The 21798-nt window shown below is 70.3% G+C and carries 18 protein-coding genes; 9 read left to right on the top strand and 9 right to left on the bottom strand.

Annotated features, from left to right (window positions below; translation table 11 throughout):
• Positions 1-6 precede the first annotated feature (6 nt).
• Entirely contained in the window at positions 7-1833 is a 1827-nt protein-coding gene (locus ACFPQ9_RS13555) for an endonuclease/exonuclease/phosphatase family protein (protein ID WP_380851942.1), read from the bottom strand.
• Between the two features lie 323 nt (positions 1834-2156).
• On the opposite strand from ACFPQ9_RS13555, the gene ACFPQ9_RS13560 reads away from it, so the two are divergent.
• The 6 genes from ACFPQ9_RS13560 to ACFPQ9_RS13585 all read left to right on the top strand — a co-directional run bounded on the left by ACFPQ9_RS13560 (position 2157) and on the right by ACFPQ9_RS13585 (position 10167).
• The gene (locus ACFPQ9_RS13560) at positions 2157-3590 is read left to right on the top strand and encodes a hypothetical protein (protein WP_380851945.1); all 1434 of its coding nucleotides are present in this window, start codon (positions 2157-2159) and stop codon (positions 3588-3590) included.
• Positions 3591-3745: 155 nt separating this feature from the next.
• Entirely contained in the window at positions 3746-5194 is a 1449-nt protein-coding gene (locus tag ACFPQ9_RS13565) for an alkaline phosphatase PhoX (RefSeq protein ID WP_380851948.1), read from the top strand.
• 357 nt (positions 5195-5551) lie between these two features.
• Positions 5552-7168 carry a TROVE domain-containing protein gene (locus tag ACFPQ9_RS13570; RefSeq protein WP_380851951.1) on the top strand — a complete coding sequence of 539 codons (1617 nt, stop codon included), beginning with the start codon at positions 5552-5554 and terminating at the stop codon, positions 7166-7168.
• Between the two features lie 209 nt (positions 7169-7377).
• Positions 7378-7971 (top strand): endonuclease domain-containing protein, encoded by a 594-nt coding sequence (locus tag ACFPQ9_RS13575; protein WP_380851954.1) that lies wholly within the window; start codon positions 7378-7380, stop codon positions 7969-7971.
• A 12-nt stretch (positions 7972-7983) separates the two neighbouring features.
• Complete coding sequence (locus ACFPQ9_RS13580) at positions 7984-9000, top strand: 1-aminocyclopropane-1-carboxylate deaminase (RefSeq protein ID WP_380851957.1); 1017 nt, start codon at positions 7984-7986, stop codon at positions 8998-9000.
• 120 nt (positions 9001-9120) lie between these two features.
• On the top strand, positions 9121-10167 hold the full coding sequence (locus ACFPQ9_RS13585) for a LacI family DNA-binding transcriptional regulator (RefSeq protein WP_380851960.1): 1047 nt from the start codon (positions 9121-9123) through the stop codon (positions 10165-10167).
• A 103-nt stretch (positions 10168-10270) separates the two neighbouring features.
• On the opposite strand, the gene ACFPQ9_RS13590 is transcribed toward ACFPQ9_RS13585, so the two are convergent.
• The 7 genes from ACFPQ9_RS13590 to ACFPQ9_RS13620 form a co-directional block, all read right to left on the bottom strand.
• Complete coding sequence (locus ACFPQ9_RS13590; protein WP_380852398.1) at positions 10271-11470, bottom strand: TerD family protein; 1200 nt, start codon at positions 11468-11470, stop codon at positions 10271-10273.
• 91 nt (positions 11471-11561) lie between these two features.
• Positions 11562-12551, bottom strand: coding sequence for a zinc-dependent alcohol dehydrogenase family protein (locus ACFPQ9_RS13595; protein ID WP_380851963.1), 990 nt, complete (start codon positions 12549-12551; stop codon positions 11562-11564).
• Positions 12548-13396, bottom strand: a complete 849-nt coding sequence (locus ACFPQ9_RS13600) for a carbohydrate ABC transporter permease (RefSeq protein WP_380851966.1) — start codon at positions 13394-13396, stop codon at positions 12548-12550. Before ACFPQ9_RS13600 ends, ACFPQ9_RS13595 begins: the two co-directional genes overlap by 4 nt.
• Positions 13393-14331 (bottom strand): carbohydrate ABC transporter permease, encoded by a 939-nt coding sequence (locus ACFPQ9_RS13605; RefSeq protein WP_380851969.1) that lies wholly within the window; start codon positions 14329-14331, stop codon positions 13393-13395. Before ACFPQ9_RS13605 ends, ACFPQ9_RS13600 begins: the two co-directional genes overlap by 4 nt.
• Positions 14328-15698, bottom strand: a complete 1371-nt coding sequence (locus ACFPQ9_RS13610) for an ABC transporter substrate-binding protein (protein WP_380851972.1) — start codon at positions 15696-15698, stop codon at positions 14328-14330. The genes ACFPQ9_RS13605 and ACFPQ9_RS13610 overlap by 4 nt, the downstream gene beginning before the upstream one ends.
• A gap of 118 nt (positions 15699-15816) precedes the next feature.
• On the bottom strand, positions 15817-16587 hold the full coding sequence (locus tag ACFPQ9_RS13615; RefSeq protein ID WP_380851975.1) for a DeoR/GlpR family DNA-binding transcription regulator: 771 nt from the start codon (positions 16585-16587) through the stop codon (positions 15817-15819).
• Between the two features lie 261 nt (positions 16588-16848).
• A complete protein-coding gene (locus ACFPQ9_RS13620; protein WP_380851978.1) occupies positions 16849-17658 on the bottom strand; it encodes an NAD-dependent epimerase/dehydratase family protein in 810 nt (269 codons plus the stop codon).
• 170 nt (positions 17659-17828) lie between these two features.
• Here ACFPQ9_RS13620 and ACFPQ9_RS13625 point away from each other — a divergent pair, with 170 nt between their 5' ends.
• Together ACFPQ9_RS13625 and ACFPQ9_RS13630 are read left to right on the top strand one after the other, a co-directional pair.
• Positions 17829-18782 carry a 5-dehydro-4-deoxyglucarate dehydratase gene (locus tag ACFPQ9_RS13625; RefSeq protein WP_380851981.1) on the top strand — a complete coding sequence of 318 codons (954 nt, stop codon included), beginning with the start codon at positions 17829-17831 and terminating at the stop codon, positions 18780-18782.
• Positions 18779-19942 (top strand): hypothetical protein, encoded by a 1164-nt coding sequence (locus tag ACFPQ9_RS13630; RefSeq protein WP_380851984.1) that lies wholly within the window; start codon positions 18779-18781, stop codon positions 19940-19942. Before ACFPQ9_RS13625 ends, ACFPQ9_RS13630 begins: the two co-directional genes overlap by 4 nt.
• Here ACFPQ9_RS13630 and ACFPQ9_RS13635 read toward each other — a convergent pair.
• Positions 19879-21117 carry an MFS transporter gene (locus ACFPQ9_RS13635; RefSeq protein ID WP_380851987.1) on the bottom strand — a complete coding sequence of 413 codons (1239 nt, stop codon included), beginning with the start codon at positions 21115-21117 and terminating at the stop codon, positions 19879-19881. The two genes, ACFPQ9_RS13630 and ACFPQ9_RS13635, sit on opposite strands and share 64 nt — an antisense overlap.
• Before the next feature lie 201 nt (positions 21118-21318).
• On the opposite strand from ACFPQ9_RS13635, the gene ACFPQ9_RS13640 reads away from it, so the two are divergent.
• Positions 21319-21771, top strand: coding sequence for a DUF6010 family protein (locus tag ACFPQ9_RS13640; RefSeq protein ID WP_380851990.1), 453 nt, complete (start codon positions 21319-21321; stop codon positions 21769-21771).
• The last annotated feature ends 27 nt before the right edge of the window (positions 21772-21798 follow it).

The raw sequence follows: 21798 nt of genomic DNA on the forward strand, positions 1-21798 counted from the left end.
CGGAGGTTACGGGCGGAAGCGCAGCACCTGCGGGTCGTGGTCGCTGATCTGGTCGTTGAACTCCGAGTTGATGTGCACGCTGTCGTACTCGAAGTCGCAGCCGCGCCGGATCGACGGGCTGACCAGGATCTGGTCCAGCGTCTGGGCGTTGCCCTGGTAGACGTAGGAGTAACGCTCGCTCCTCGGCAGCGACTTGATCGCCGACCACAGCTCGCCGTCACCTTCGAGGATCTTCACCGTGTCGGAGAACTCGAAGTCGTTGATGTCGCCGAGGGCGATGACGTCCGCGTTCTTCTGGGTGTCGAGGATGTCCTTGACGAAGCCGTGGATCGCCGTGGCCTGCGCATGGCGCTGGACCTCGGAGCTGCGGCTCGGCGGCTGGTACTGCGCCGTCAGACCCTGGTCGCCACCCTTGGAGTTGAGGTGGTTGGCGATCACGAAGACGGTCTTGCCGCGGAAGACGAACTCGCCGGCCAGCGGCTTGCGGCTGTTGCCGAAGGCCGCGTTCGCCGGGTCGATCCGGCCCGGGGAGACCGTGAGGGCCGCCTTGCCGCGCACCTTCGTCACACCGGCGGCGGTCGTGGCGTCGCCGCCCGCACGATCGGTGAAGGACACCCGCTCCGGGTTGAACAGGAAGACCTGGCGGATGTTGCCGCCCGGCTCGCCGCCGTCGGCGTTGTTCACCGGGTCGATCGAGCGCCAGTCGTACTTGGGGCCGCCGGCCGCGACGATCGCGTCGGTCAGCTTGGCCAGCGTCTGGTCGGCGGCGACCGTGCCGTCGTTCGTCGCGCCGTTGTTGTCCTGGATCTCCTCCAGGGACACGATGTCGGGCGACTGGAGGCTGTTCACGATCGCGGACGCGTGCTCCGCGAACGTGCCGTCGGACGGGTCCAGGTTCTCCACGTTGTACGTGGCGACCGCCAGCTCGCCGCGTGACTGTTTCCGCGTGGCCTCCTTCTTCAGACCGGCGCTCTTCAGGGTGCCGAGCTGGTTGGCGACCAAGGTGTAGCCACCGAACTGGTTGTAGTCCAACGGGCCCGCGGTGGCGCCCTGGAGGACGTCGCCGACGTTCGCGGTGGGGAAGTCGGCCGTCTTGCCAAGGGACTGGATCTGGAGCCGGCCGGTGTTCTGGGAGTCGTAGGAGCCGTAGACCGTGCCGCCGCGGCGGTTGCGGTTCTCCCACGGCTTCACCGTCACCCACAGCTCGGTGTACGGGTCGGTGGCGCCGACCACGCGGGTGTCGGCGACCTGGACGTTCTCGCCCTCCAGGGACTCGTAGTAGTCCAGGGCGTACTGCTCCGGCCGCAGGGCCAGGCCGTTGACCGAGCCGCCGGCGGCGGTGTCGCCCTCGGGGCTGTAGGTGCCCGGCACCGACTTCGCGTCGATCACCTTGGCGGCCGGGACCGCGTTGCCGCTGGAGACGACGGTGATCACCGGCTTGGTGATCTCGGTCAGCGACTGGTTGCCGGAGGAGGCGCCGCCCGGGACGTACTCGGAGACCGTGCCCGAGACCAGGACCGAGTCGCCGACGGCGACCTTCGGGTTGGAGCTGGTGAAGACGAAGACGCCCTCGCTGGTGGCCGGGTTGTCGTCCGGGGTCGGGTCCTGGATCCAGAAGCCTCTGGAGGACCCGTAGGTGCGTACGCCGGTGACGATTCCGGCCACGTCCGTGACCTGCTTGCCGGCGTACGGGGATATTCGGGTACTGCCCTGGACGTCATGGATGCGCACGGAGTCGGCGTGCGCCGGCGCGGTCAGTACGACGGTGGACGCCGCGGAACAGACGGCGGCGACGGTGAGCGCGGCGAGACGCGCGGACTTCTTGCTCGGCAACGGGATCCCTCCGGGGACATGCGTGGGTGCCGGGACGAGGGTGAAAAGCGGGATGGAGCGTGCGACCGGTCGGTCGGTGGCCGGTCAGACTGCAACGCGCGTAGAAAATACAGTGAACAGATGTCCGCCAAATTTCTACGCGCGTAATCTCCTGCGTGGTCACGCCACTTGTCAAGGTTTCGGCCATGTACACCGGCCGACAGGGAGATGAACCGGGCGGCATGGGTGGAAATCCGTCTAGGCTGAGCGACTGAGCCGCGATGTGCAGCGGCTGATGAGCCGTGCTGCGTACGGCCGTGCAAAGCGTCTAGGAGAACCATCCGATGTCAGACAGCGCCCCCTTGCCGCCGGTACGGCTGCACCCCGAAGCGGAGCTGGCGCGGGACGCGCTGTCCACGCCGTTGCTCTCCCGCGCCGCGCGGCTGGCCCGCTGGGCCGGGCCCGACACCCGCATCGACGCCGGGGGCGGCCTCGTCGACGAGCAGGTGCCGGCCGCCGCCGCGGAACTCGGCCTCGGCGGGGACGACGCCGCCGCGTACGCGAGTGAGGCCTGGCGGGTCGCCGTCGACACCGGTCTGGTCGAGGTCGTCGACGAGGACGAGGGCACCGTCACGGCCGGCGCGGATCTGGCGCTGCTGACCGGCGGTGCGCCACAGGACGTGCTCGCCGTGTGGCTGGCCGCGCTGGAGACGGTGCTCGCGGACGCGAGCGTGCCCGACCTCGACGACCTGGTCGACGCCATGGACGAGGGCGGCGAGGTCGACCTCTCCCAGCTGGACTGGGACCCCGACGCCGAGGCGGAGTTCCTCGACGGCGTGCTCGGCAACCTCTATCTGCTGACGGTCAGTGAGGACGGTCCTGGCGACGGGCCCGTACCGCTGCCCGCCCTCGCCGCGTCGATGATCGTCCCCAGCGACATGGGCGAGCCCACCAACGACGTACTGGAGCAGGTCTCCGACGCCATGATGCGCCTGGACGACCAGTTCCGGCTGCTGGACCCGGTCGGCCTCGTCGAGTACCAGCCCGTGGACGAGGCGCTGATGGCCGACGCCGAGTCCGCCGACGAACTGCCGGGCGGCATCGACGACACCGACGTCTCGCGCTACGGCATGGTGCGGCTGACCCCGCTCGGGCTGTACGGCATGCGGGCGCGGCTGCTGGAGGCCGGGTTCGAGGCACCCGCGGTCGGCGACCTCGTGGACAAGGGCGCCGACGCACTGCTCGACGGGACGGCGCTGTTCCCGCAGGCCGCCGCCCGGATCGAGACCGAGCAGTGGCTGGCCCGGCGCGAATCCCTCGCCGCGGCACGGGAGTTGCTGGCGGCGGCACGTGGCGGCGACCCCGGGGCACCACTGCGGCGGCTGCGCTGCCAGCAGGCGCTGTCGCTGGTGGGCGCGGAGGCCGAACCGGCCCTGCGGGAGGTCCTCGACGACCCCGAACTGGGCGGGCTGGCACGCGTGTGGCTGACCGAGGCCGGGTTCTCGGACGTGCCCGCGCCCTCCCAGGACCTGGTGTTCTGGCTGACCGTCGACACGGTTGCCGCGCAGCTGGCGGCCGAAGGGAACTCCGAGGAGCTGGAGGCCTTGGTCGAGGGGCTTGCCGCGCAGCACAGCGGGTTCTTCGCGGCGGCCTGGCGGGTGGATCATCCGGACACGGCGGATGTGCTGGAGGCGATGGGGCGGTTGCATCCGGACAAGAAGGTGGCGAAAGAAGCGCGGAAGGCGGCGTTCAAGGCGCGGTCGCAGCAGGGGGGCTGAGCGCCATCGGCGGGTGCGGGCTCGTCGTGGTTGCTCGCGCAGTTCCCCGCGCCCCTTAGGGGGTTGTTCAACTGGCGTTCAGACATGGGCGGAATTGTGGCGGCGTCGCGCAGTCCGCCACCCTCCACGGCACTCCCTCTGTCACAGGAGACACCATGTCGCTCACCCGCAGGGACTTCGCCAGAACATCCGCGGTCACCGGTGTCGCGCTGGCAGGCAGCGCCGGCGTTCTCGCCACCGCACCGAACGCGCTCGCCTCCACCGAGTCCGAGATCGCGAGCGAGGAGTCCGCGGACGCCCGCCATGGCGACGGTGTCGGGTACGGACCGCTCATCGCGGACCCCAAGGGCCTGCTCGCGCTGCCCGCCGGATTCAAGTACCGCGTCATCACCTACAGCGGCAGGACCAAGCTGGAGTCGGGCGAGTTCACCCCCTCCAACCACGACGGCACGGCCGCCTTCGACGGACCGCGGGGCACCACCCTCCTGGTCAACAACCACGAGCTCGGCGGCCCCCGCGCCCAGTGGCCCCACCCGGTTCCGCTGACCGAGGGCCTCGTCTACGACCCCGCCGCGTCCGGCGGCTGCACGGTCGTCGAGGTACGCCCCGACGGCCGCGTCGCCGAATGGGTCGGCATCGCCGGCACCGCCACCAACTGCGCCGGCGGCAGCACCCCTTGGGACACCTGGCTCACCTGCGAGGAGACCGAGGACAGGGCCGGCGCCAACGGCATGACCAAGGACCACGGCTACGTCTTCGAGGTCGACCCCGCCGACCGCCGCGCCAACAAGAACCCCAAGCCCATCAAGGCGTTCGGCCGCTACGCCCACGAGGCCGTAGTCATCGACCCCAAGCGCGGCCACGCCTACCTCACCGAGGACGCCTCCAACCCCAACGGACTGCTCTTCCGCTGGACCCCGCCCGAGCACTTCCACCACGGCCGCGGCAAGCTGCGCACCCTCGCCGACGACGCCGGCACGCTCCAGGCGTTCAAGTGCTTCGACTCCGGCGGCAAGTTCGTCGACGACCTCTCCCGCGCCACGAAGATCGGCACGGTGTACGGGGTCGACTGGATCGACGTGCCCGACCGTGACGCCAGGACGACGGCCGTGCGCAAGCAGTTCACCGCCGGCCAGGTCACCCGCGCCCGCAAGCTCGAAGGCATGTGGTGGGGCGACGGCGGCGTGTACATCGTCTCCTCCTACGCCCGCGCGGAGAGCCCCGGGCAGCCGCACGACGGCTCGGTCTGGTTCTACGACCCCAAGCGCCGCACCCTGACCCTGAAGGTCCTGATCGGCGTCAACCCCGACCCGTCCAAGGATGGCGCCTTCGACGGCCCCGACAACATCACCGTCTCCCCCTACGGCGGCCTCGTCATCGCCGAGGACGGCGAGGGCATCCAGCACCTGTTCGGCGCCACCGACAGCGGCCGCACCTACCCCATCGCCCGCAACGAACTGAACATCGGCAGCGACGAGGAGCCGGAGTACAGCGAGTTCACCGGCGTCACCTTCTCCTGCGACGGCCGCACCCTCTACGCCAACATCCAGACGCCCGGAATCATGCTCGCCATCACCGGGCCGTGGAAGCGGCAGCGCCGGTAATACACCTACACCGGCCATTAATTCGATAGCCCGGCCGGAGCTGCGCCTCCTACAGTGAGATCACAACGTCACGCACCTCCCGGTGCGATGGCAGCGGCTACTTCTTTCCAAGAGAATCCCTTGCCGCGGCCGACTTGATCTCGGGAGGCGCAGCTCATGGTGGGTGCCCGGTGCGCAGGCAACGGTTACTTCATTGGATCTGGCGGTTGCGGGTTCGAATCCCGTCATCGACTTCGGGTCGGTGTAGCTCAATTCGGTAGAGCACCAGGCTAAGTCCGTCGCCGACTCCTGATCTCGGGCACCCATCTTCTGCTGCGCCTTCCTCCGAAACACGAACGAATTCGGGGGGAATTCATCATGGCGCGATTCAACACGCGCGCCGCCAAGGCGCGTCCCACCTCGCGGGTCACCTCGACGGGGCGGGTTCTGCGTACGTACGAGGGCGGCCGCGGCCGTGAGCGCGACGCGCGCTCCGAGCTCTTCCTGCTGTCCGTCTCCAACTTCGTCTCCCAGCAGACCTTCTACGAGACCGGCGCCGACCGCGACGACCGCTTCGCGCGGCTCGTGCGCGAGCTCGCCGTCACCGACCCCGAGTGGACGGCCGGCCTGCTCGGCTGGCTGCGCGGCGAGGGCAACCTCCGTACGGCGTCGATCGTGGGCGCCGCCGAGTACGTCAAGGCCCGTCTGGACGCCGGCGCCACCGACGGCCCGTCCAACCGGCAGGTCATCGCCTCCGTGCTCCAGCGGCCGGACGAGCCCGGCGAGCTGCTCGCGTACTGGACGGCGCTGTACGGCCGTAACGTCCCCAAGCCCGTCAAGCGCGGTGTCGCCGACGCCGTACGGCGTCTGTACAGCGGTAAGTCGCTGCTGAAGTACGACACCGCGGCCAAGGGCTACCGCTTCGGCGACATCCTCAACCTGGTGCACGCGGCCCCGGACCCGGACAAGCCGTGGCAGGGCGAGCTCTTCCGGTACGCCCTCGACCGCCGGCACAACCCGGACACCGCGGTCCCGCCCGCGTCGAGCGACGTCCTGACCGCACACCGCGAGCTGATGGCGCTGCCCGCCGAGCAGCGGCGAGCGGTCGTCACGTCGGACGGCGGTGCCGAGCGGCTGGCGGCGGCCGGTATGACGTGGGAGGCGCTGGCGGGCTGGCTCCAGGGGCCGATGGACAAGGACGCCTGGGAGGCCGTGATTCCGTCGATGGGCCCCATGGCGCTGGTGCGGAATCTGCGGAACTTCGACGAGGCCGGTGTCTCCGACGAGGTCGCCGCCCAGGTCGCCGCGCGGATCAGCGACCCGGCTCAGGTCGCGCGCTCGCGGCAGTTCCCCTTCCGGTACCTCGCCGCGTACCAGCACGCGCCCTCGCTGCGCTGGTCGTACCCGCTGGAGCAGGCGCTCGGCCACTCGCTGGCCCATGTGCCCCGGCTGCCGGGCCGCACGCTGGTGCTCGTCGACCGCTCCGGCTCGATGTTCTGGTCGCGGCTGTCCGACCGCTCGCAGCTCAACCGGGCCGACGCGGCGGCGATCTTCGGCACGGCGCTCGCGCTGCGGGCGGCGGACGCGGACCTCGTGCAGTTCGGCTCCGACAGCCGCGGGATCGGCTTCCGCAAGGGCGAGTCGGTGCTGAGGATCCTGGAGCGCTTCGGGGACCTCGGCGGCACCAACACCACCGAGGCCGTGCGCCGCCACTACCGCAGGCACGACCGGGTGCTGATCGTCACCGACGAGCAGTACGCCCCCAGCCACCACGGCGACCCGACCGAGCAGGTCCCGGCCGACGTACCGGTCTACACCTGGAACCTCGCCGGCTACCGGGCGGGCCACGGCCCGTCGGGCAAGGGCAACAGGCACACCTTCGGCGGCCTCTCCGACGCGGCTTTCCGGATGGTGCCTTTGCTGGAGCAGGGGAACTCTGGCCATTGGCCATGGCTTGAGCAGCATCTCGAGTCACCTTATGTTCGTCCGTCATGAGTGATATCTGTTCCATCGCCGGTTGTAGCCGTCCCCGAAAGGCGCGGGGCTGGTGCAGTGCCCACTACCGGCGATGGAGCATCTACGGCGACCCGAACAAGAAGGTGAAAGCCTGGACGCCGAGAGGAACGCCGTGCGGCTTCGATGGTTGTGAGAGAGATCGCAGAGGGGGAGCGCGGGGGTATTGCCGCAAGCACTACGCTTTGCTGATGCGTCGAGGCGAACTGACCGCCATCCAGGGACGCCACGGGGGCGGCGGGGAGATGCGGTTGTGCAAGCGCGATGACTGTGGAAAACGCTTCAATGTTCCCGCTTCCTCGAACAAGCGCTACTGCTCTCCCGGCTGCAGATGGGCTTGTCCGGAGCTGCGGAAACTGCTCAAGCCGACTTCAGCGAAGCATCGGCTGTCGGATGTCGACGAGGTGGCGCGCACGGCGAACTGCGCCATCTGTGGCCCTACGCCAATCCGGCGCCGCAAGAGTTCGTCCGGACGCTCTGACGCGCAGATGGGGTGGCGTTGTCGCACCGCTGAAAGGGCCAGGGAATGGGCTCGGCAATACGGGCTGGATGCGGCGACGGTGCTGGAGATGCTGGAAGGGCAACAACGTGCCTGCGCAATCTGTGGGCGGCACATCGCAGAGCGGTTCTACATCGATCACTGCCACGCAACGGGCGTGGTCCGTGGGATCCTTTGCTCAAACTGCAACACCGCGCTGGGCCTTCTCGGTGAGGATGTGACGCGCATGGAAGCCGCGATCGCCTACCTGAACCGTACACGTGCGACCTGGTCGGACGTGCAGTGAGTGGGAGGACCCATGTCCCTTTCCTCGTACGAGCGTTACCCCCTGCTCTTCGGCCCCTCACCGGTCCACCCCCTGGAGCGCCTCGCCGCCCACCTCGGCGGTGCGTCCCTCTGGGCCAAGCGTGAGGACTGCAACTCCGGTGTCGCGTACGGCGGCAACAAGACCCGCAAGCTGGAGTATCTGGTCGCCGACGCGCTCGCGCAGGGCTGTGACACGCTCGTCTCGATCGGTGGCGTGCAGTCCAACCACACCCGCCAGGTCGCGGCCGTCGCCGCCCGCGCCGGGCTCAAGTGCGTGCTGATCCAGGAGAGCTGGGTCGACTGGCCCGACTCCGTCTACGACAAGGTCGGCAACATCCTCCTCAGCCGCCTCGCCGGAGCCGACGTACGGCTCGTGCGGGCCGGGTTCGGGATCGGCTTCAAGGAGAGCTGGGAGCAGGCGCTGCGCGAGGTCGAGGAGTCGGGCGGCAAGCCGTACGCCATCCCGGCCGGCGCCTCCGACCACCCGCTCGGCGGGCTCGGCTTCGCCGGATGGGCGTACGAAGTCGCCGAGCAGGAGCGGGAGTCGGGCGTCTTCTTCGACACGGTGATCGTCTGCTCGGTGACCGGCTCCACCCAGGCCGGCATGGTCGCCGGTTTCGCAGCACTGGAGGAGGCGGGCGGCCGACCTCGCCGTGTACTCGGCATCGACGCCTCGGCCAAGCCCGCCACCACCCGCGAACAGATCGCCCGGATCGCCCACAACACCGGCCAACTCATCGGTGTCAAGCGCGAGTTGACTCAGGACGACATCGAACTCGACGAGCGCTACCACGGGGGCATATACGGCATCCCGGACGAGACGACCCTGGAGGCGATGCGCCTTGCGGCCCGGACGGAGGGGATGATCACGGACCCGGTGTACGAGGGCAAGTCGATGGCCGGGATGATCGACCTGGTGAGGCGGGGGGAGATCGGGAGCGACTCGACGGTGCTCTACGCCCACCTCGGCGGCCAGCCGGCCCTGAACGCGTACAGCGCCCTCTTTTAAGGGGCGCGGGTTCGACAGCGCCCTTCTTTGAGGGGCGCGGGGAACTGCGCGACCAGCCCCCGCTGAGCCGCAGCCGAAGAACTACACGGTGTGGCACTTCTGTAGCGGCGGCCGGATAGGGTGCTCTGCGTGTTGGCCGACGATCAGCCGCGGCAGCCGAGTGCCGCCCACCCCGGCGACGCCTCCCGCCGGGCCACGATCCACGACGTCGCCAAGCTGGCCGGGGTGTCACGTCAGACGGTCTCGCGTGCGGTGAACGACAAGGGCGAGATCGACCCGGGAACCAAGGAGCGCGTCCTGGAGGCGGCGCGGCTGCTGGACTACCGGCCCAGCCGGTTCGCGCGCGGCCTGGTGCGCAAGGGGACCGTGACGGCCGGGCTGGTGATACCGGACCTGATGAACCCCTTCTTCCCGGAGGTGGCCGCCGGTGTGCTGGAGGCCGCCGAGCAGCGCGGCTGGCAGGTGGTCGTGTGGGACTCGCGCACCGACGAGGCCAGGGAGCGGGAGGCGCTCGACGTGCTCTCCCACCAGGCGGACGCGGTCGTGGGCTACTTCAGGAGCCCGGACGAGGAACTGGCCCGCCACCTCGGCGGCGTACCGCTGGTGCTGCTGGAACGCGGCCCGCAGCAGACCCGGTTCGCGGCCGTGGGCATCGACGCCGCGGCCGGTCTGGAGCAGGGCATGGCCCATCTGGTCGGTGCGGGACATCGCCGTATCGGCATGCTGGACGGCGTGCACGGGCCCGTCCCCAGGCGGCAGGCCTTCCTCGCGGAGGCCCGGCGCCATGGGCTGTCCGTGGGCGACGGCTGGATCGCCATGTGCGCCGAGCACAGTGTGGCGGGCGGCGAGGAGGGCATGGAGCGGTTGCTCGACGCACAGCCCGAGCTCACGGCGGTGTTCGGCTTCAACGATCTGATAGCGGTGGGCGCGATGCGGGCGGCCCGGCGCCGGGGCCGTCGGGTGCCGGACGAGCTGGCCGTGATGGGTTTCGACGGACTGTCGCTGGGCGAGTTGGTCGATCCGGGTCTCACCACCCTGCACATCGACAAGCGTCGGCTGGGCCGGCTGGCCGTGGAGCAGGTGGCGCGGCTGCGGGCGGGGGAGGAGCCGATGAACGGGGCCGATGCCTGGGTCGTTCCCGAACTGGTGGTGCGGGCCTCGGCCTGACGCGCCCCTGCCGGTCCGCTGACGGCCCTCGGCGGGCGCCAGGAGGATCTGACGTCGCCGGGCGCCCCCTGGAGTGGGGGCGCCCCGCACGTCGTACGGCCGGCTACAGCGCCTGTGCCGCCGGCTTCACCATCCCTCGCACGGTCCGGGACTTCACGAAGTCGCCCATCGCCGTCATCTCCCATTCGCCGGAGAACTGGCGGATGAGCTTCGCCATCAGCACGCCCGTCTGCGGCTCGGCGCTGGTGAGGTCGAAGCGGACGAGCTCCTCGCCGGACAGGGCGTCGATCAGCCGGCAGTAGGCCTTGGCGACCTCGGTGAACTTCTGGCCGGAGAACGAGTTGACCGTGAAGACCAGGCCGGTGACGTCCTGCGGCAGCCGGCCGAGGTCGACGGTGATGACCTCGTCGTCCCCGCCGCCCTCGCCGGTGAGGTTGTCGCCGGAGTGGCGGATGGCGCCGTTCACGATCTGGAGCTTGCCGAAGTAGCAGCTGTCGATGTGGTTGCGCTGCGGGCCGTAGGCGATGACCGAGGCGTCCAGGTCGATGTCCTTGCCGCGGTACGCCGGCTCCCACCCGAGGCCCATCTGGACCTGCGAGAGCAGCGGACGGCCGCCCTTCATCAGGGAGACGGTCTGGTTCTTCTGGAGGCTGACGCGGCCCTTGTCGAGGTTGATCTTGCCGGCGCCGGGTGCGGGCGGGGCGGGCGGCGCCGCGGGGGCCGGGGGAGCGGCGGGAGCGGACACCGGCGGGGCGACCGGCGGCGCCATGGTGGGCTGCGGCGGGGCCACGGGTGCGGCCGGGGCGGCGGGTTCCTCGACCGTGACACCGAAGTCGGTGGCGATGCCGGCCAGGCCGTTGGCGTAGCCCTGGCCCACCGCGCGGGCCTTCCAGGCGCCGTTGCGCAGATAGATCTCGACGACCACGAGTGCCGTCTCGGCGCCGAGCTGCGGGGGTGTGAAGGTGGCCAGGACGCTGTTGTCGTCGGCGCTGCGGATGGTCGCCGTCGGTTCGATGCCCTGGAAGGTCTGCCCGGCGGCGTCCGGGCTGGCGGTGACCACGATCTTCTCGATGCCGGGGGGTACGGCCGTCGTGTCGACCGTGATCGCGTCGGGGGAGGTGCCGCCGCCCGAGCGGTAGGTCACGCCCGGGCCGCTGGGCTGGTTGTAGAAGATGAAGTCGTCGTCGGAGCGCACTTTGCCGTCGGCGGTGAGCAGCAGGCCCGATACGTCGAGCCGCACCGGGGCGGCGACGTCCACCGTCACGCGCGCGGTGGAGAGAGGGATGTTCGAGCCGGGGGTCATAGCTGTCATGCCCGGTGAACGAGCGGGGGCGCTTTACCGTTCCCTTACCCGGCAAACGGGTGGCACGGGTGCGGCGCCCCCGCCCGTCGGCCTACGGCACGACCACGATCTTGCGGCCCACGCCGGACGCGAACTGCTCCAGGGCCTGCGGATACCGCTCCAGCGGGATGCGGTCGCTGATGAAGATCTCGGGGTCGAGGACACCGTTCGCGAACAGCTCCGCCGCCCGCTCGAAGCTGTGCAGGACGGCCATCGAGCCGGTGATGGTGATCTCCTGGTTGTAGATGCGGTACGGGTCGATCGTCACCCGCGTCGCGTAGTCCGCCACACCGAACTGCAGGAAGGTGCCCGCTTTCGCCACCCGGTCCAGGCCGTCCTGGATGGCCGCCGCGTTGCCGGTGGCGTCGACGACCAGGTCCCAGCCCTGGGGGCGGTCGAGCTCGTCGGGGTTCGCGGCCGACGCCGAGACGCCGAGCCGGCGGGCCGTCTCCAGGCGCTGCGGGTTGACGTCCACGACGTCGACGCTGGCCGCGCCGGTCCGCTTGGCGAGCTCCAGCATCATCAGGCCCATCGTGCCGGAGCCGTAGATCAGGACGTGGGCGCCGAGGCGGGACTTCAGGACGTCGTAGCCGCGCACCGCGCAGGACAGGGGCTCCACCAGGGCCGCGTCCTGGGTGCTGACATGCTCGGGGAGCTTCACGCAGTTCGCCACCGGGGCGACGGCGAACTGCGCGGCGCCGCCGGCCGTGGTGACGCCGATCGCCGCCCAGCGTTCGCAGAGGTTGTTGTGGCCGGTACGGCAGTAGCGGCACTCGTAGCAGTACAGGGACGGGTCGACCGCGACCCGGTCGCCGACCGCCACCTCGGTGACCTGGGTGCCGACCCCGACCACCTCGCCGGCGAACTCGTGCCCGGGCACGATCGGCAGCTTCGGCGCGAACTCGCCCTGGAGGATGTGCAGATCGGTGCCGCACAGCCCGCAGGCCGCCACTTCGACGACGACCTCGCGCGGCCCTGGCGTCGGGTCCGGGACCTCGGCGACGACGGCCCTGCCCACGGACTCGATGACGGCGGCCTTCATTTCACGGCTCCCAACGACAGGCCCTGGACCAGCTTGTCCTGGGCGGCGAACCCCGCGGCGAGCACCGGCAGGGAGATGACGAGCGACGCGGCGCACACCTTCGCCAGGAACAGGCCCTGGCTGGTGATGAAGCCGGTCAGGAAGACGGGCGCGGTCTCGGCCACCACGCCGGTCAGGACTCGGGCGAACAACAGCTCGTTCCAGCTGAAGATGAAGCAGATCAGGGAGGTCGCGGCGATGCCGGGCAGCGCGATGGGGGCCACCACGCGCGTGAGGATCGTCGGCAGTTTCGCGCCGTCCACCCGTGCGGCCTCGATGATCGCGACCGGGATCTCGGAGAGGAAGGAGTGCATCATCCACACCGCGATCGGCAGGTTCATGGAGGTGTAGAGGATGACCAGCAGCCAGATGTTGTCGAGCATGTCCGTGTTCTTCGCGAACAGGTATAGCGGCAGCAGGCCCGCCACGGCCGGCAGCATCTTCGTCGACAGGAAGAAGAACAGGACGTCGGTCCACTTCTTCACCGGGCGGATCGACAGGGCGTAGGCCGCCGGAAGGGCGAGGACCAGGACGAACAGCGTCGAGGCGACCGAGGCCACTGCCGAGTTGATCAGCGCAGGCCAGGGGCTCGCGCCGCCGGCCGCGCCGAAGAACTCGCGGTAGCCGTCCAGTGTCAGGGACGCGGCGAAGGACGGCGGATTGGTCGCCGCGTCCGCCTCGGAGTGGAAGGACGTCAGCGCCATCCACGCGATGGGCAGGAAGAACGCGATGCCGAGCAGCCAGGCCACCAGGCCGAGGCCGGCTCCCTTGCGGCGGCTGCGAAGTCGTACGGCCACGGCACTCATGCGCGCGACACCTCCTCGCGGAACAGGGACGACACCACGCGCAGCGCGAAGGTCGCGATGATGATCGAGCCGATGACCACCAGGACGCCCGCGGCCGAGGCGAGGCCGTTCTCATGGGCCTGGTAGAAGCTCTGGTAGACGGTGTAGGGGAGGTTGGCGGTGCCGAGGCCGCCGGATGTGATCGTGAAGACCGCGTCGAAGTTCTGGACGATGTAGATCGAGCCGAGCAGGGCGCCGAGTTCGAGGTAGCGGCGCAGGTGCGGGAGCGTGAGGTGGCGGAAGATCTGCCAGTCGCTCGCGCCGTCGACGCGGGCCGCCTCGATCTGCTCGTGGTCGCGGCTCTGCAGGCCGGCCAGCAGGATCAGCATCATGAACGGCGTCCACTGCCACACCAGGGAGGCTTCCACCGCGAGCAGCGGGGTGTTGGAGATCCAGTCGGGCTGTGGACCGCCCACATAGTGCAACAACCCATTGAACAGGCCGTACTCGGGGTTGTAGAGCACATGCTTCCAGAGCAGGGCCGCGGCCACCGGGACCACCAGGAACGGTGCGATCAGCAGGGTGCGGACCACTCCGCGGCCCTTGAACTTCCGGTCGAGCAGCAGCGCGAGCACCAGGCCGATGACCAGGCTGGCCAGCACCACCGCGACCGTCAGGAGCACGGTCGTCCACACCGAGTGGCGCAGGTCCGCGTCGGTGAGGACCTCCCGGTAGTTGTCGATGCCGGCGAACTGGCGGGCGTCCGGGTAGAGGGCGTTCCAGTCGAAGAACGAGATCACCAGCGTGGCCACGAACGGCAGCTGGGTCACCACGATCATGAAGACCAGCGCGGGCAGCAGGGGGGCCCGGGTCGCCCAGGCGCGCAGCCGGGCGGAGGGCGGACGGGTCGTACGCACGGGAGTAGTGGCCACGGGGGCCGTTGTAGTCGCTGTCATCGCCCCTCGTACTCCTCGGAGATCTCTTCGGCGAGTTGCTGGGACTTCTTCAGGGCCGAGTCGACGGACTGGCGCCCGGCGATGGCCGCGCTGATCTCCTGGGAGACCTTGGTGCCGAGGTCGGTGAACTCGGGGATGCCGACGAACTGGATGCCGGGCGCGGGGCGCGGCTGCACGCCGGGGTCGTTCGGGCGGGCGCCCTCGATGGCTTCCTTCGTCATCTCCTGGAAGGCGGCGGCCTCCTGGCGGTACGCCGGGTTGGCGTAGGTGGAGGCACGCTTGCCGGCCGGCACGTTGGACCAGCCGATCTCGTCGCCGACCAGCTGCTCGTACTGCTTGCTCGACGCCCAGGACACGAACTTCCAGGCGTTGTCCGGGTTCCGGGAGGCGTTCTGGATGCCCCAGGCCCAGGTGTAGAGCCAGCCCGAGGACTCCGTCTTCTCGACGGGGGCGGGCGCGTAGCCGACCTTGCCCTTGACCGGGCTGTTCGCCGCCTCCAGGGAACCGGCCGCGGAGGTGGCGTCGTACCACATGGCGACCTTGCCCTGGGTCATGTTGTTCAAGCACTCGGCGAAGCCGGACTGGGCCGCTCCCGACTCACCGTGGTCGCGGACCAGGTCGACATAGAACTTCGTCGCCTTCTCCCACTCGGGGGAGTTCAGGCGGGCCGTCCAGTCCTTGTCGAACCAGGTGCCGCCGAAGGTGTTCACCACGGTGGTGAGCGGGGCCATCACCTCGCCCCAGCCCGGCAGACCGCGCAGGCAGATGCCCTTCATGCCCGACTCGGCGCCGTCCGCCTTCGCGGCGAGGTCCGCCACCTGCTGCCAGGTGGGGTGCGCGGGCATCGTCAGGCCCTCCTTCTCGAAGATGTCCTTGCGGTACATCAGGAAGGACGACTCGCCGTAGAAGGGCTGGCCATAGAGCTTGCCGTCGTCGCCCGTCAGGGACTGGCGCATCGGCTTGAGGACGTCCTGCTCGTCGTACGACGGGTCCTTGGCGACGTAGGAGTTCATCTCCTTCAGCCAGCCGTTGCGGGCGTAGATCGGGATCTCGTAGTTGGAGAGCGTGGCGACGTCGTACTGGCCGGCCTGGTTGGCGAAGTCCTGGCTGATCTTGTCGCGGACGTCGTTCTCGGGCAGGACGGTGAAGTTGACCTTGATGCCGGTCTCTTCGGTGAAGCGGGGGGCGAGCTTTTGCAGCTCGGTCATCTGGGGGTTGTTGACCATGAGGACGTTGATCGAGTTGCCGCCCGACCCCGCCCCGCCTGCGCCGACCCAACAGCCGGAGAGCAGCGGGGCGAGCAGCGTCCCTGCGGCGGCCATGGCGAGCGTGGCTCGCTGGGGCCGTCGTCGGCTCGGGAATCGCATGGATCGCTCCTGGACGTATGGGGGGATGAAAAGGGAGGAGATGGATGTGGAGGTGATGTATGCGGAGATAAGGGGCACTGAAGGGCGTGTGTGTGCCCCGCAGAGGTGGGTTCGGCTGTCAGACGCGGATGACCTGGGGTCCCAGGAGGGAGTAGCGGTGTGCCTCGGCCGCCGGGAGCAGGGTGCTCGTCACGATCGTCTCCAGCGTGCCGATGTCCGCGAACCGGCAGAAGCTGACCGCGCCGAACTTGGTGTGCACGCCGGCGAACACCGTGCGGCGCGCGGCCCGGATGGCCTGCGCCTTGACCTCGCTGACGGCCGGGTCGGGGGTGGTCAGGCCGTGTTCGCGGGAGATGCCGTTGGCGCCGATGAACGCCAGGTCGATGACGAAGCCGGCGAGCATCTTCGTCGTCCAGTGGTCGACGGTGGCGAGGGTTCCGGGGCGGACCCGGCCGCCGAGCAGCAGCACGGAGGCGTTCTCGGACTCGGCCAGCGCGCCCGCGACCGGCAGGGACGCGGTGACCACGGTCAGCGGCCGGTCCAGGGGCAGGGCCTCGGCGATGAGCTGCGGGGTGAAGCCCTCGTCGACGAAGACCGTCTCGGCGTCCCCCAGCAGCTCGGCCGCGGCGGTCCCGATCCGGCGCTTCTCGGGGACATGGCTGGTGGCGCGGAAGGCGAGCGTCGTCTCGAAGCCGGCGCTCTCCACGGGGTAGGCGCCGCCATGGGTGCGGCGGAGCAGTCCGTGGTCCTCCAGGACGCGCAGATCCCGCCGTACGGTCTCCTTCGCCACGCCCAGCTCGATGGCGAGCGCGGTGACGTCCACCGAGCCGTCACGGCGTGCGGCCAGCACGATCTCGCGTTGACGTTCTTCCGCCGTTCTCGTGCTCATGCCGACACCTGCCTTCCGCTTCGCTGCCCGTTCGGGCCCGATGGGACCCATGCAGGAAGTTCTACAGCGGGTGTCCGGCACTGACCAGCCCTGTTATGGGTTCGATGCTGCCCGTGTATGCCCGTTCGCAGTGCGGTGTGCCCGTCTCGGACCTGCGTGGTTGTGGTAGGAGAGGTGAGATCGGGCGCGCATGGTGCCCGAATGTAAGGGCGGGTGAGCCCGTTCGGTGCCCGTCTGCCCTTTTGTGGGAATCCGTTTCGGTCAGTACGGCCAGATCGGCGGGTCGCTCACGAAGTGGCCGCCCAGGTAGGCGTGCGCGATGTTCTCCGGGTCGAGCTCGCCCTGCTCGGCGATCAGCTTCTCGGCGTACGGCTCGGAGTCGTCCTGGGGGACGTAGCCGAGGGAGCGGGCGGAGGTCAGGTCCCACCACAGGCGGGTGTTCGCGGAGGAGCCGTGGACGACCGTGTGCTCGACGTTCTCCGCGGTCAGGGCCGCGTGGAAGAGGCGGGCGCCGTCGGCCGGGCTCATCCACACCGAGAGCATGCGCACGCTGGTCGGCTCGGGGAAGCACGAGCCGATACGGACGGACACCGTCTCCAGGCCGTGCTTGTCCCAGTAGAACTGCGCGAGGTCCTCGCCGAAGGACTTGGACAGGCCGTAGAAGGTGTCGGGGCGGCGCGGGGTGTCGATGGGGATGAGGGGGTCGTCGCCCTGAGGGCGGGGCGTGAAGCCGACCGCGTGGTTGGACGAGGCGAAGACGATCCGCTCGACGCCCTCCTGGCGGGCGGCCTCGTACAGGTTGTACGTGCCCTCGATGTTGGCCCGGAGGATGTTCTCGAACGGGGCTTCCAGGGAGATGCCGGCGAGGTGGATGATCGCGTCGACGCCCCGCACGGCCTCGCGCAGCGCCTCCCGGTCGGCGAGATCGGCGACGATCGCGTCCGGCGCGCCGTCGATCGGGCGCAGGTCGAGCAGCCGCAGCTCGTAGCCGTACGCCGGGAGCAGGTCCCGCATCAGGGTGCCGAGGCCGCCGGCGGCGCCGGTGAGCAGAACGGTGCGGGGGGCTGGCATCCTCGGTTCTCCTTGAGTCCAGGGCCGTATGCATGCACGGTATTCACATTCATGGACAAGCTAAGGATCAACGACCTTACCCGTCAAGGGTGGTGCGACGTGCGTTCATAAACGTAAACTCTGATCAGGATCCTGTATGTGGTCGTCCTCGTTCGATCTAGGGAGAGCCCGTGACGCCAGCCCCTCTCGCCGCACGCCTGAGCATCCCCGGCGGGCCGCTGTTCTTCCCCGTCACCGCCTACGGCGCCGACGGCTCGCTCGACCTCGACACCTACCGCACCCATGTGCGCCGCGGCGTCGAGGCCGGGGCCGCCGCCGTGTTCGCCTGCTGCGGCACCGGCGAGTTCCACGCCCTGACGCCCGAGGAGTACGAGGCATGCGTGCGGGCGGCCGTCGAGGCGGCGCGGGGCAGGGTACCGGTCGTCGCCGGCGCCGGGTACGGCACCGCCCTCGCCGTGCGGTACGCGCACCTCGCCGAGGGCGCCGGCGCGGACGGGCTGCTCGCCATGCCGCCGTATCTCGTCGTCGCCGGGCAGGAGGGGCTGCTGCGGCACTACCGGGAGGTCGCCGCGGCCGCCGCGCTCCCCGTGATCGTCTACCAGCGCGACAACGCCGTGTTCACCCCGGAGACCGTCGTCGAACTGGCCCGCACGGATGGTGTCATCGGCCTCAAGGACGGCCTCGGCGACCTGGACCTCATGCAGCGCGTCATCAGCGCCGTACGCACCGAATTCCCCGGCGAGTTCCTCTACTTCAACGGACTGCCGACCGCCGAACAGACCCAGGTCGCCTACCGCGCCCTCGGCGTCACGCTGTACTCCTCCGCGGTGTTCTGCTTCGCCCCGGAGATCGCCCTCGCCTTCTACCGGGCGCTGGAAGCGGGTGACGACGCCACCGTCCACCGCCTCCTGGACGGCTTCTACCGCCCGTTCGTCGAACTGCGCGCCCAGGGCCGCGGATACGCCGTCGCCCTGGTCAAGGCGGGCGTACGGCTGCGCGGACTGGACGTGGGGGAGGTCCGGCCCCCGCTGCACGAGCCGAGCGAGGACCATGTCAAGCAGCTCGCGCAGGTGATCGAGCGCGGTTACGCGCTGCTGGAGCAGGACCCGGAGGACGCCAAGTGAAGGCGTCGGCGTTCGTCTACCCCTGGGACGTCAACGGAGATCCCGAGGCAGCCGGCAGGATCGCCGCCCTCGGTGTGCGGCAGGTGACGCTCGCCGCCGCCTACCACTCCACCCGCGCCCTCACCCCCCGCCACCCGCGCCACCGCATCGTCACCGCCGAACACGCCGCCGTGCTGTACCCGACGGACGGCCGGTGGGAGGGGCGGGCGCTGCGCCCGTACCCCGCCGGGGACTGGGCGCCCGGCGACGCCTACGGCGAGGCCGCCGCCGCGCTCGCCGACGCCGGTCTGGAGGTGCACACCTGGGTCGTCCTCGCGCACAACTCCCGTATGGGCGCCGACCATCCGGACACCTCCGTCGTCAACGCCTACGGCGACCGCTACCCGTGGGCGCCCTGCATCGCGCAGCCCGCCACGCGCGCGTACCTCGTCGACCTGGCCGCCGAGGCCGCCGTACGGCCCGGGGCGCGCGGCACCGAGCTGGAGTCCCTCGGCTGGTACGGCCTCCAGCACCTGCACGCCCACGACAAGACCGCCGGGGTCCCGCTCGGCGACGCCGGGCACTACCTGATGGCGCTCTGCTTCTGCCCCGTCTGCAAGGAGGGCTACGGCTCCCAGGACCTGGACCCCGACGAGCTGGCGGCCGACGTACGGGACGCCCTGGAGCCGCTGTGGCGGGGGGCGCCGGACGACGGGGGCTGGGCCGGCGTCGAGAAGCTGCTCGGGGCGCGGACGGCGGCGGCCACGCGCGCGTGGCGGGACGAAACCGCCCGGACGCTCCAGGAGGCGGCCGTCCGCGCGGTCCGCGAAGCCGCCCCCGACGGCTTCCAGGTTCTGCTGCACGCGGATCCCGTGAGCTACCACGTCGGCGCCAACGCCGGCGTCGACCCCGCGCACATCCTGTCCGTCGCGGACGGCGTGGTCGTGCCCTGCGCGGCCGGCCCCGGTCTGCTGACACCCTTCGCGGAACAGGGGCGCGCGGACACGGTCGTCGCCGCCAACCTCGGCGTGGTCTCCGGGATGGGCGGCAGCCCGGGCACGCTCGCCTCGGACGCGGCACGCGCGCGTGAGCGGGGCGCCACCGAGATACGGCTCTATCACGCGGGGTTGGCGTCGGACGGCGACTTGGCGGCGGTACGGGAGGGCCTCGCCGAACTCTGAAGCAGCGGTACGGCGGTCAGCAGCCACGCCGGACCCAGCACGGCCAACAGCAGCCGGACGTCAAGCAGTTCGACGAGCGCCGCGCCCGCCGCGAGGCCGACGACGTTCGGCGTGAAGACGAGCGTGTTGGCCGTCGCAGCCGTACGCCCGAGGACCGCGTGGGGTGTCTCGCGCTGCACGGCCGTGAGCGCGGCGATCAGGACGCAGGGCAGGCCCACGCCGCTTGCCGCGCTGCAGACCAGGGCCACCGGGTCGGACGGGATCGCGCGCAGGCCCGCCGCGACGGCCGTCAGGGCGATGCCGCACCCGGCGAAACGGCGTTCGCCCAGGCGACGCAGGGCCGGCCCCGACAGCAGCCCGATCGCGACCGAACCGGCGCCCTGGACGGCGTACAGCACACCGGCGTACGCGGGGGTGTGCCCGAGGCCGTCGATGACGGCGTAGATCAGCGCCCCGCTGAACCCGGCGCACAGCATGGTGGTGCCGCCGGCCAGGACCAGGGGACGCAGCCGGGGGTGCGCCCACAGGAAGCGGGCGCCCTGAGCGGTCTGCTCGCGCCAGCCGCCCGCCGGGGGCTCCGGCCTGCTCTCCCGCACCCGCAGGCAGGCGTACAGGCCGGTGGCGAGCAGGAACGTGACCGCGTCGAGCAGGGCGACGCCCGGTCCGCCGTACGCCGCGTAGAGGCCGGCGCCGGCCAGCGGGGCGAGGAGTTTCATGCCCTCGTTGGCCGTCATCCGCAGCCCGTTGAAGTCGCCGAGCAGGGGCGTGGGGACGGCGCTCGCGACCAGGGCGGACTCGGCGGCGTCATGGACGACGCCCGCGGCGCCGTAGACGAACAGCACCGCGAACACCAGCCAGACCCGGTCCGCCGAGTCGACTGCGAACAGGGTGGGCAGCAGCGCGGCAAGAAGCAGGTTCACGCCGATCAGCAGCGGCTTGCGGCGGGTCCGGTCGGCGAGCGTGCCGAGAACCGGACCGGCCAGGGTGGGCGCCCACATGGCGAGCATGCACAGCGCGGCCAGACCGTCGGAGCCGGTGAGGTCCTTGACCCACACGCCGGAGACCAGCCACAACGCCGAAGTACCAAAGCCGGAAACCACGACTCCGGCGAGATAGAGCCCGGAGTCGCGGTCACGCAGGACGGGCGGGAACGGCCAAGTGGTGGAGGTGGTCATGTCGGGCCACCGTGGGGCTGAGGCGGGGGTGCGGGCATCGGGGAAGTGCCTTAGCGGGCGCCCTTCTTGTGCCGTGCGACTAGGGACGGTCAGGCCCCGGCGGGAATCCGTCGGAAGCTGTCGATTCAGCTTCTGGGGCGGTCGATGGCCTGGTCATAGCGTGGTGTGTGTCCAAGTCGTTCGTTGGAAAAGGCACTTCGCATGCAATACGTCGCGCCCATCGGCGTCGGTCTCCTCTACGCCTTTTTGATGTCCCTCATCCGAGAGCCGCACCGGCGGCGTTTCAACGCGGTCATGGTCGCCGGGGCGGGCGCCGCCTATCTGAGCGGGGGTGGGCTCGGTGGCTGGGAATTCGTGTTCACCGCGGTGGTCACTTATGTCGCCTATCGCGGGCTGGATTCGTGGAACTTCATCGGCGTCGCCTGGCTGCTGCACACCGCCTGGGACATCGTCCACCACATCAAGGGGAACCCGATCATCCCCTTCGCCCACACCTCCTCACTGGGGTGTGCGATCTGTGACCCGGTGATCGCGCTGTGGTGCTTCGCGGGCGGGAAGACGCCGAGGGAGCTGCTCGCGTGGGTGCGGGGGGCCAGGGGGCGCAAGGGTGCGGCGCCGGGGGAGAGGGCTCGGGTCGGGGCGGTCGGCGGATAGGGCGGGTCCCGGCTGGCGCGTAGGGCG

Origin of the sequence: Streptomyces coerulescens (assembly GCF_042657965.1) — a bacterium.
Lineage (GTDB): Bacteria > Actinomycetota > Actinomycetes > Streptomycetales > Streptomycetaceae > Streptomyces > Streptomyces coerulescens.

Coding starts and splice junctions, on each gene's coding strand:
- ACFPQ9_RS13560 (WP_380851945.1), top strand. CDS start 2,157: ATGTCAGACAGCGCCCCCTTGCCGCCGGTACGGCTGCACCCCGAAGCG.
- ACFPQ9_RS13565 (WP_380851948.1), top strand. CDS start 3,746: ATGTCGCTCACCCGCAGGGACTTCGCCAGAACATCCGCGGTCACCGGT.
- ACFPQ9_RS13570 (WP_380851951.1), top strand. CDS start 5,552: ATGGCGCGATTCAACACGCGCGCCGCCAAGGCGCGTCCCACCTCGCGG.
- ACFPQ9_RS13575 (WP_380851954.1), top strand. CDS start 7,378: ATGCGTCGAGGCGAACTGACCGCCATCCAGGGACGCCACGGGGGCGGC.
- ACFPQ9_RS13580 (WP_380851957.1), top strand. CDS start 7,984: ATGTCCCTTTCCTCGTACGAGCGTTACCCCCTGCTCTTCGGCCCCTCA.
- ACFPQ9_RS13590 (WP_380852398.1), bottom strand. CDS start 11,470: ATGACCCCCGGCTCGAACATCCCTCTCTCCACCGCGCGCGTGACGGTG.
- ACFPQ9_RS13595 (WP_380851963.1), bottom strand. CDS start 12,551: ATGAAGGCCGCCGTCATCGAGTCCGTGGGCAGGGCCGTCGTCGCCGAG.
- ACFPQ9_RS13600 (WP_380851966.1), bottom strand. CDS start 13,396: ATGAGTGCCGTGGCCGTACGACTTCGCAGCCGCCGCAAGGGAGCCGGC.
- ACFPQ9_RS13605 (WP_380851969.1), bottom strand. CDS start 14,331: ATGACAGCGACTACAACGGCCCCCGTGGCCACTACTCCCGTGCGTACG.
- ACFPQ9_RS13610 (WP_380851972.1), bottom strand. CDS start 15,698: ATGCGATTCCCGAGCCGACGACGGCCCCAGCGAGCCACGCTCGCCATG.
- ACFPQ9_RS13615 (WP_380851975.1), bottom strand. CDS start 16,587: ATGAGCACGAGAACGGCGGAAGAACGTCAACGCGAGATCGTGCTGGCC.
- ACFPQ9_RS13620 (WP_380851978.1), bottom strand. CDS start 17,658: ATGCCAGCCCCCCGCACCGTTCTGCTCACCGGCGCCGCCGGCGGCCTC.
- ACFPQ9_RS13635 (WP_380851987.1), bottom strand. CDS start 21,117: ATGACCACCTCCACCACTTGGCCGTTCCCGCCCGTCCTGCGTGACCGC.
- ACFPQ9_RS13640 (WP_380851990.1), top strand. CDS start 21,319: ATGCAATACGTCGCGCCCATCGGCGTCGGTCTCCTCTACGCCTTTTTG.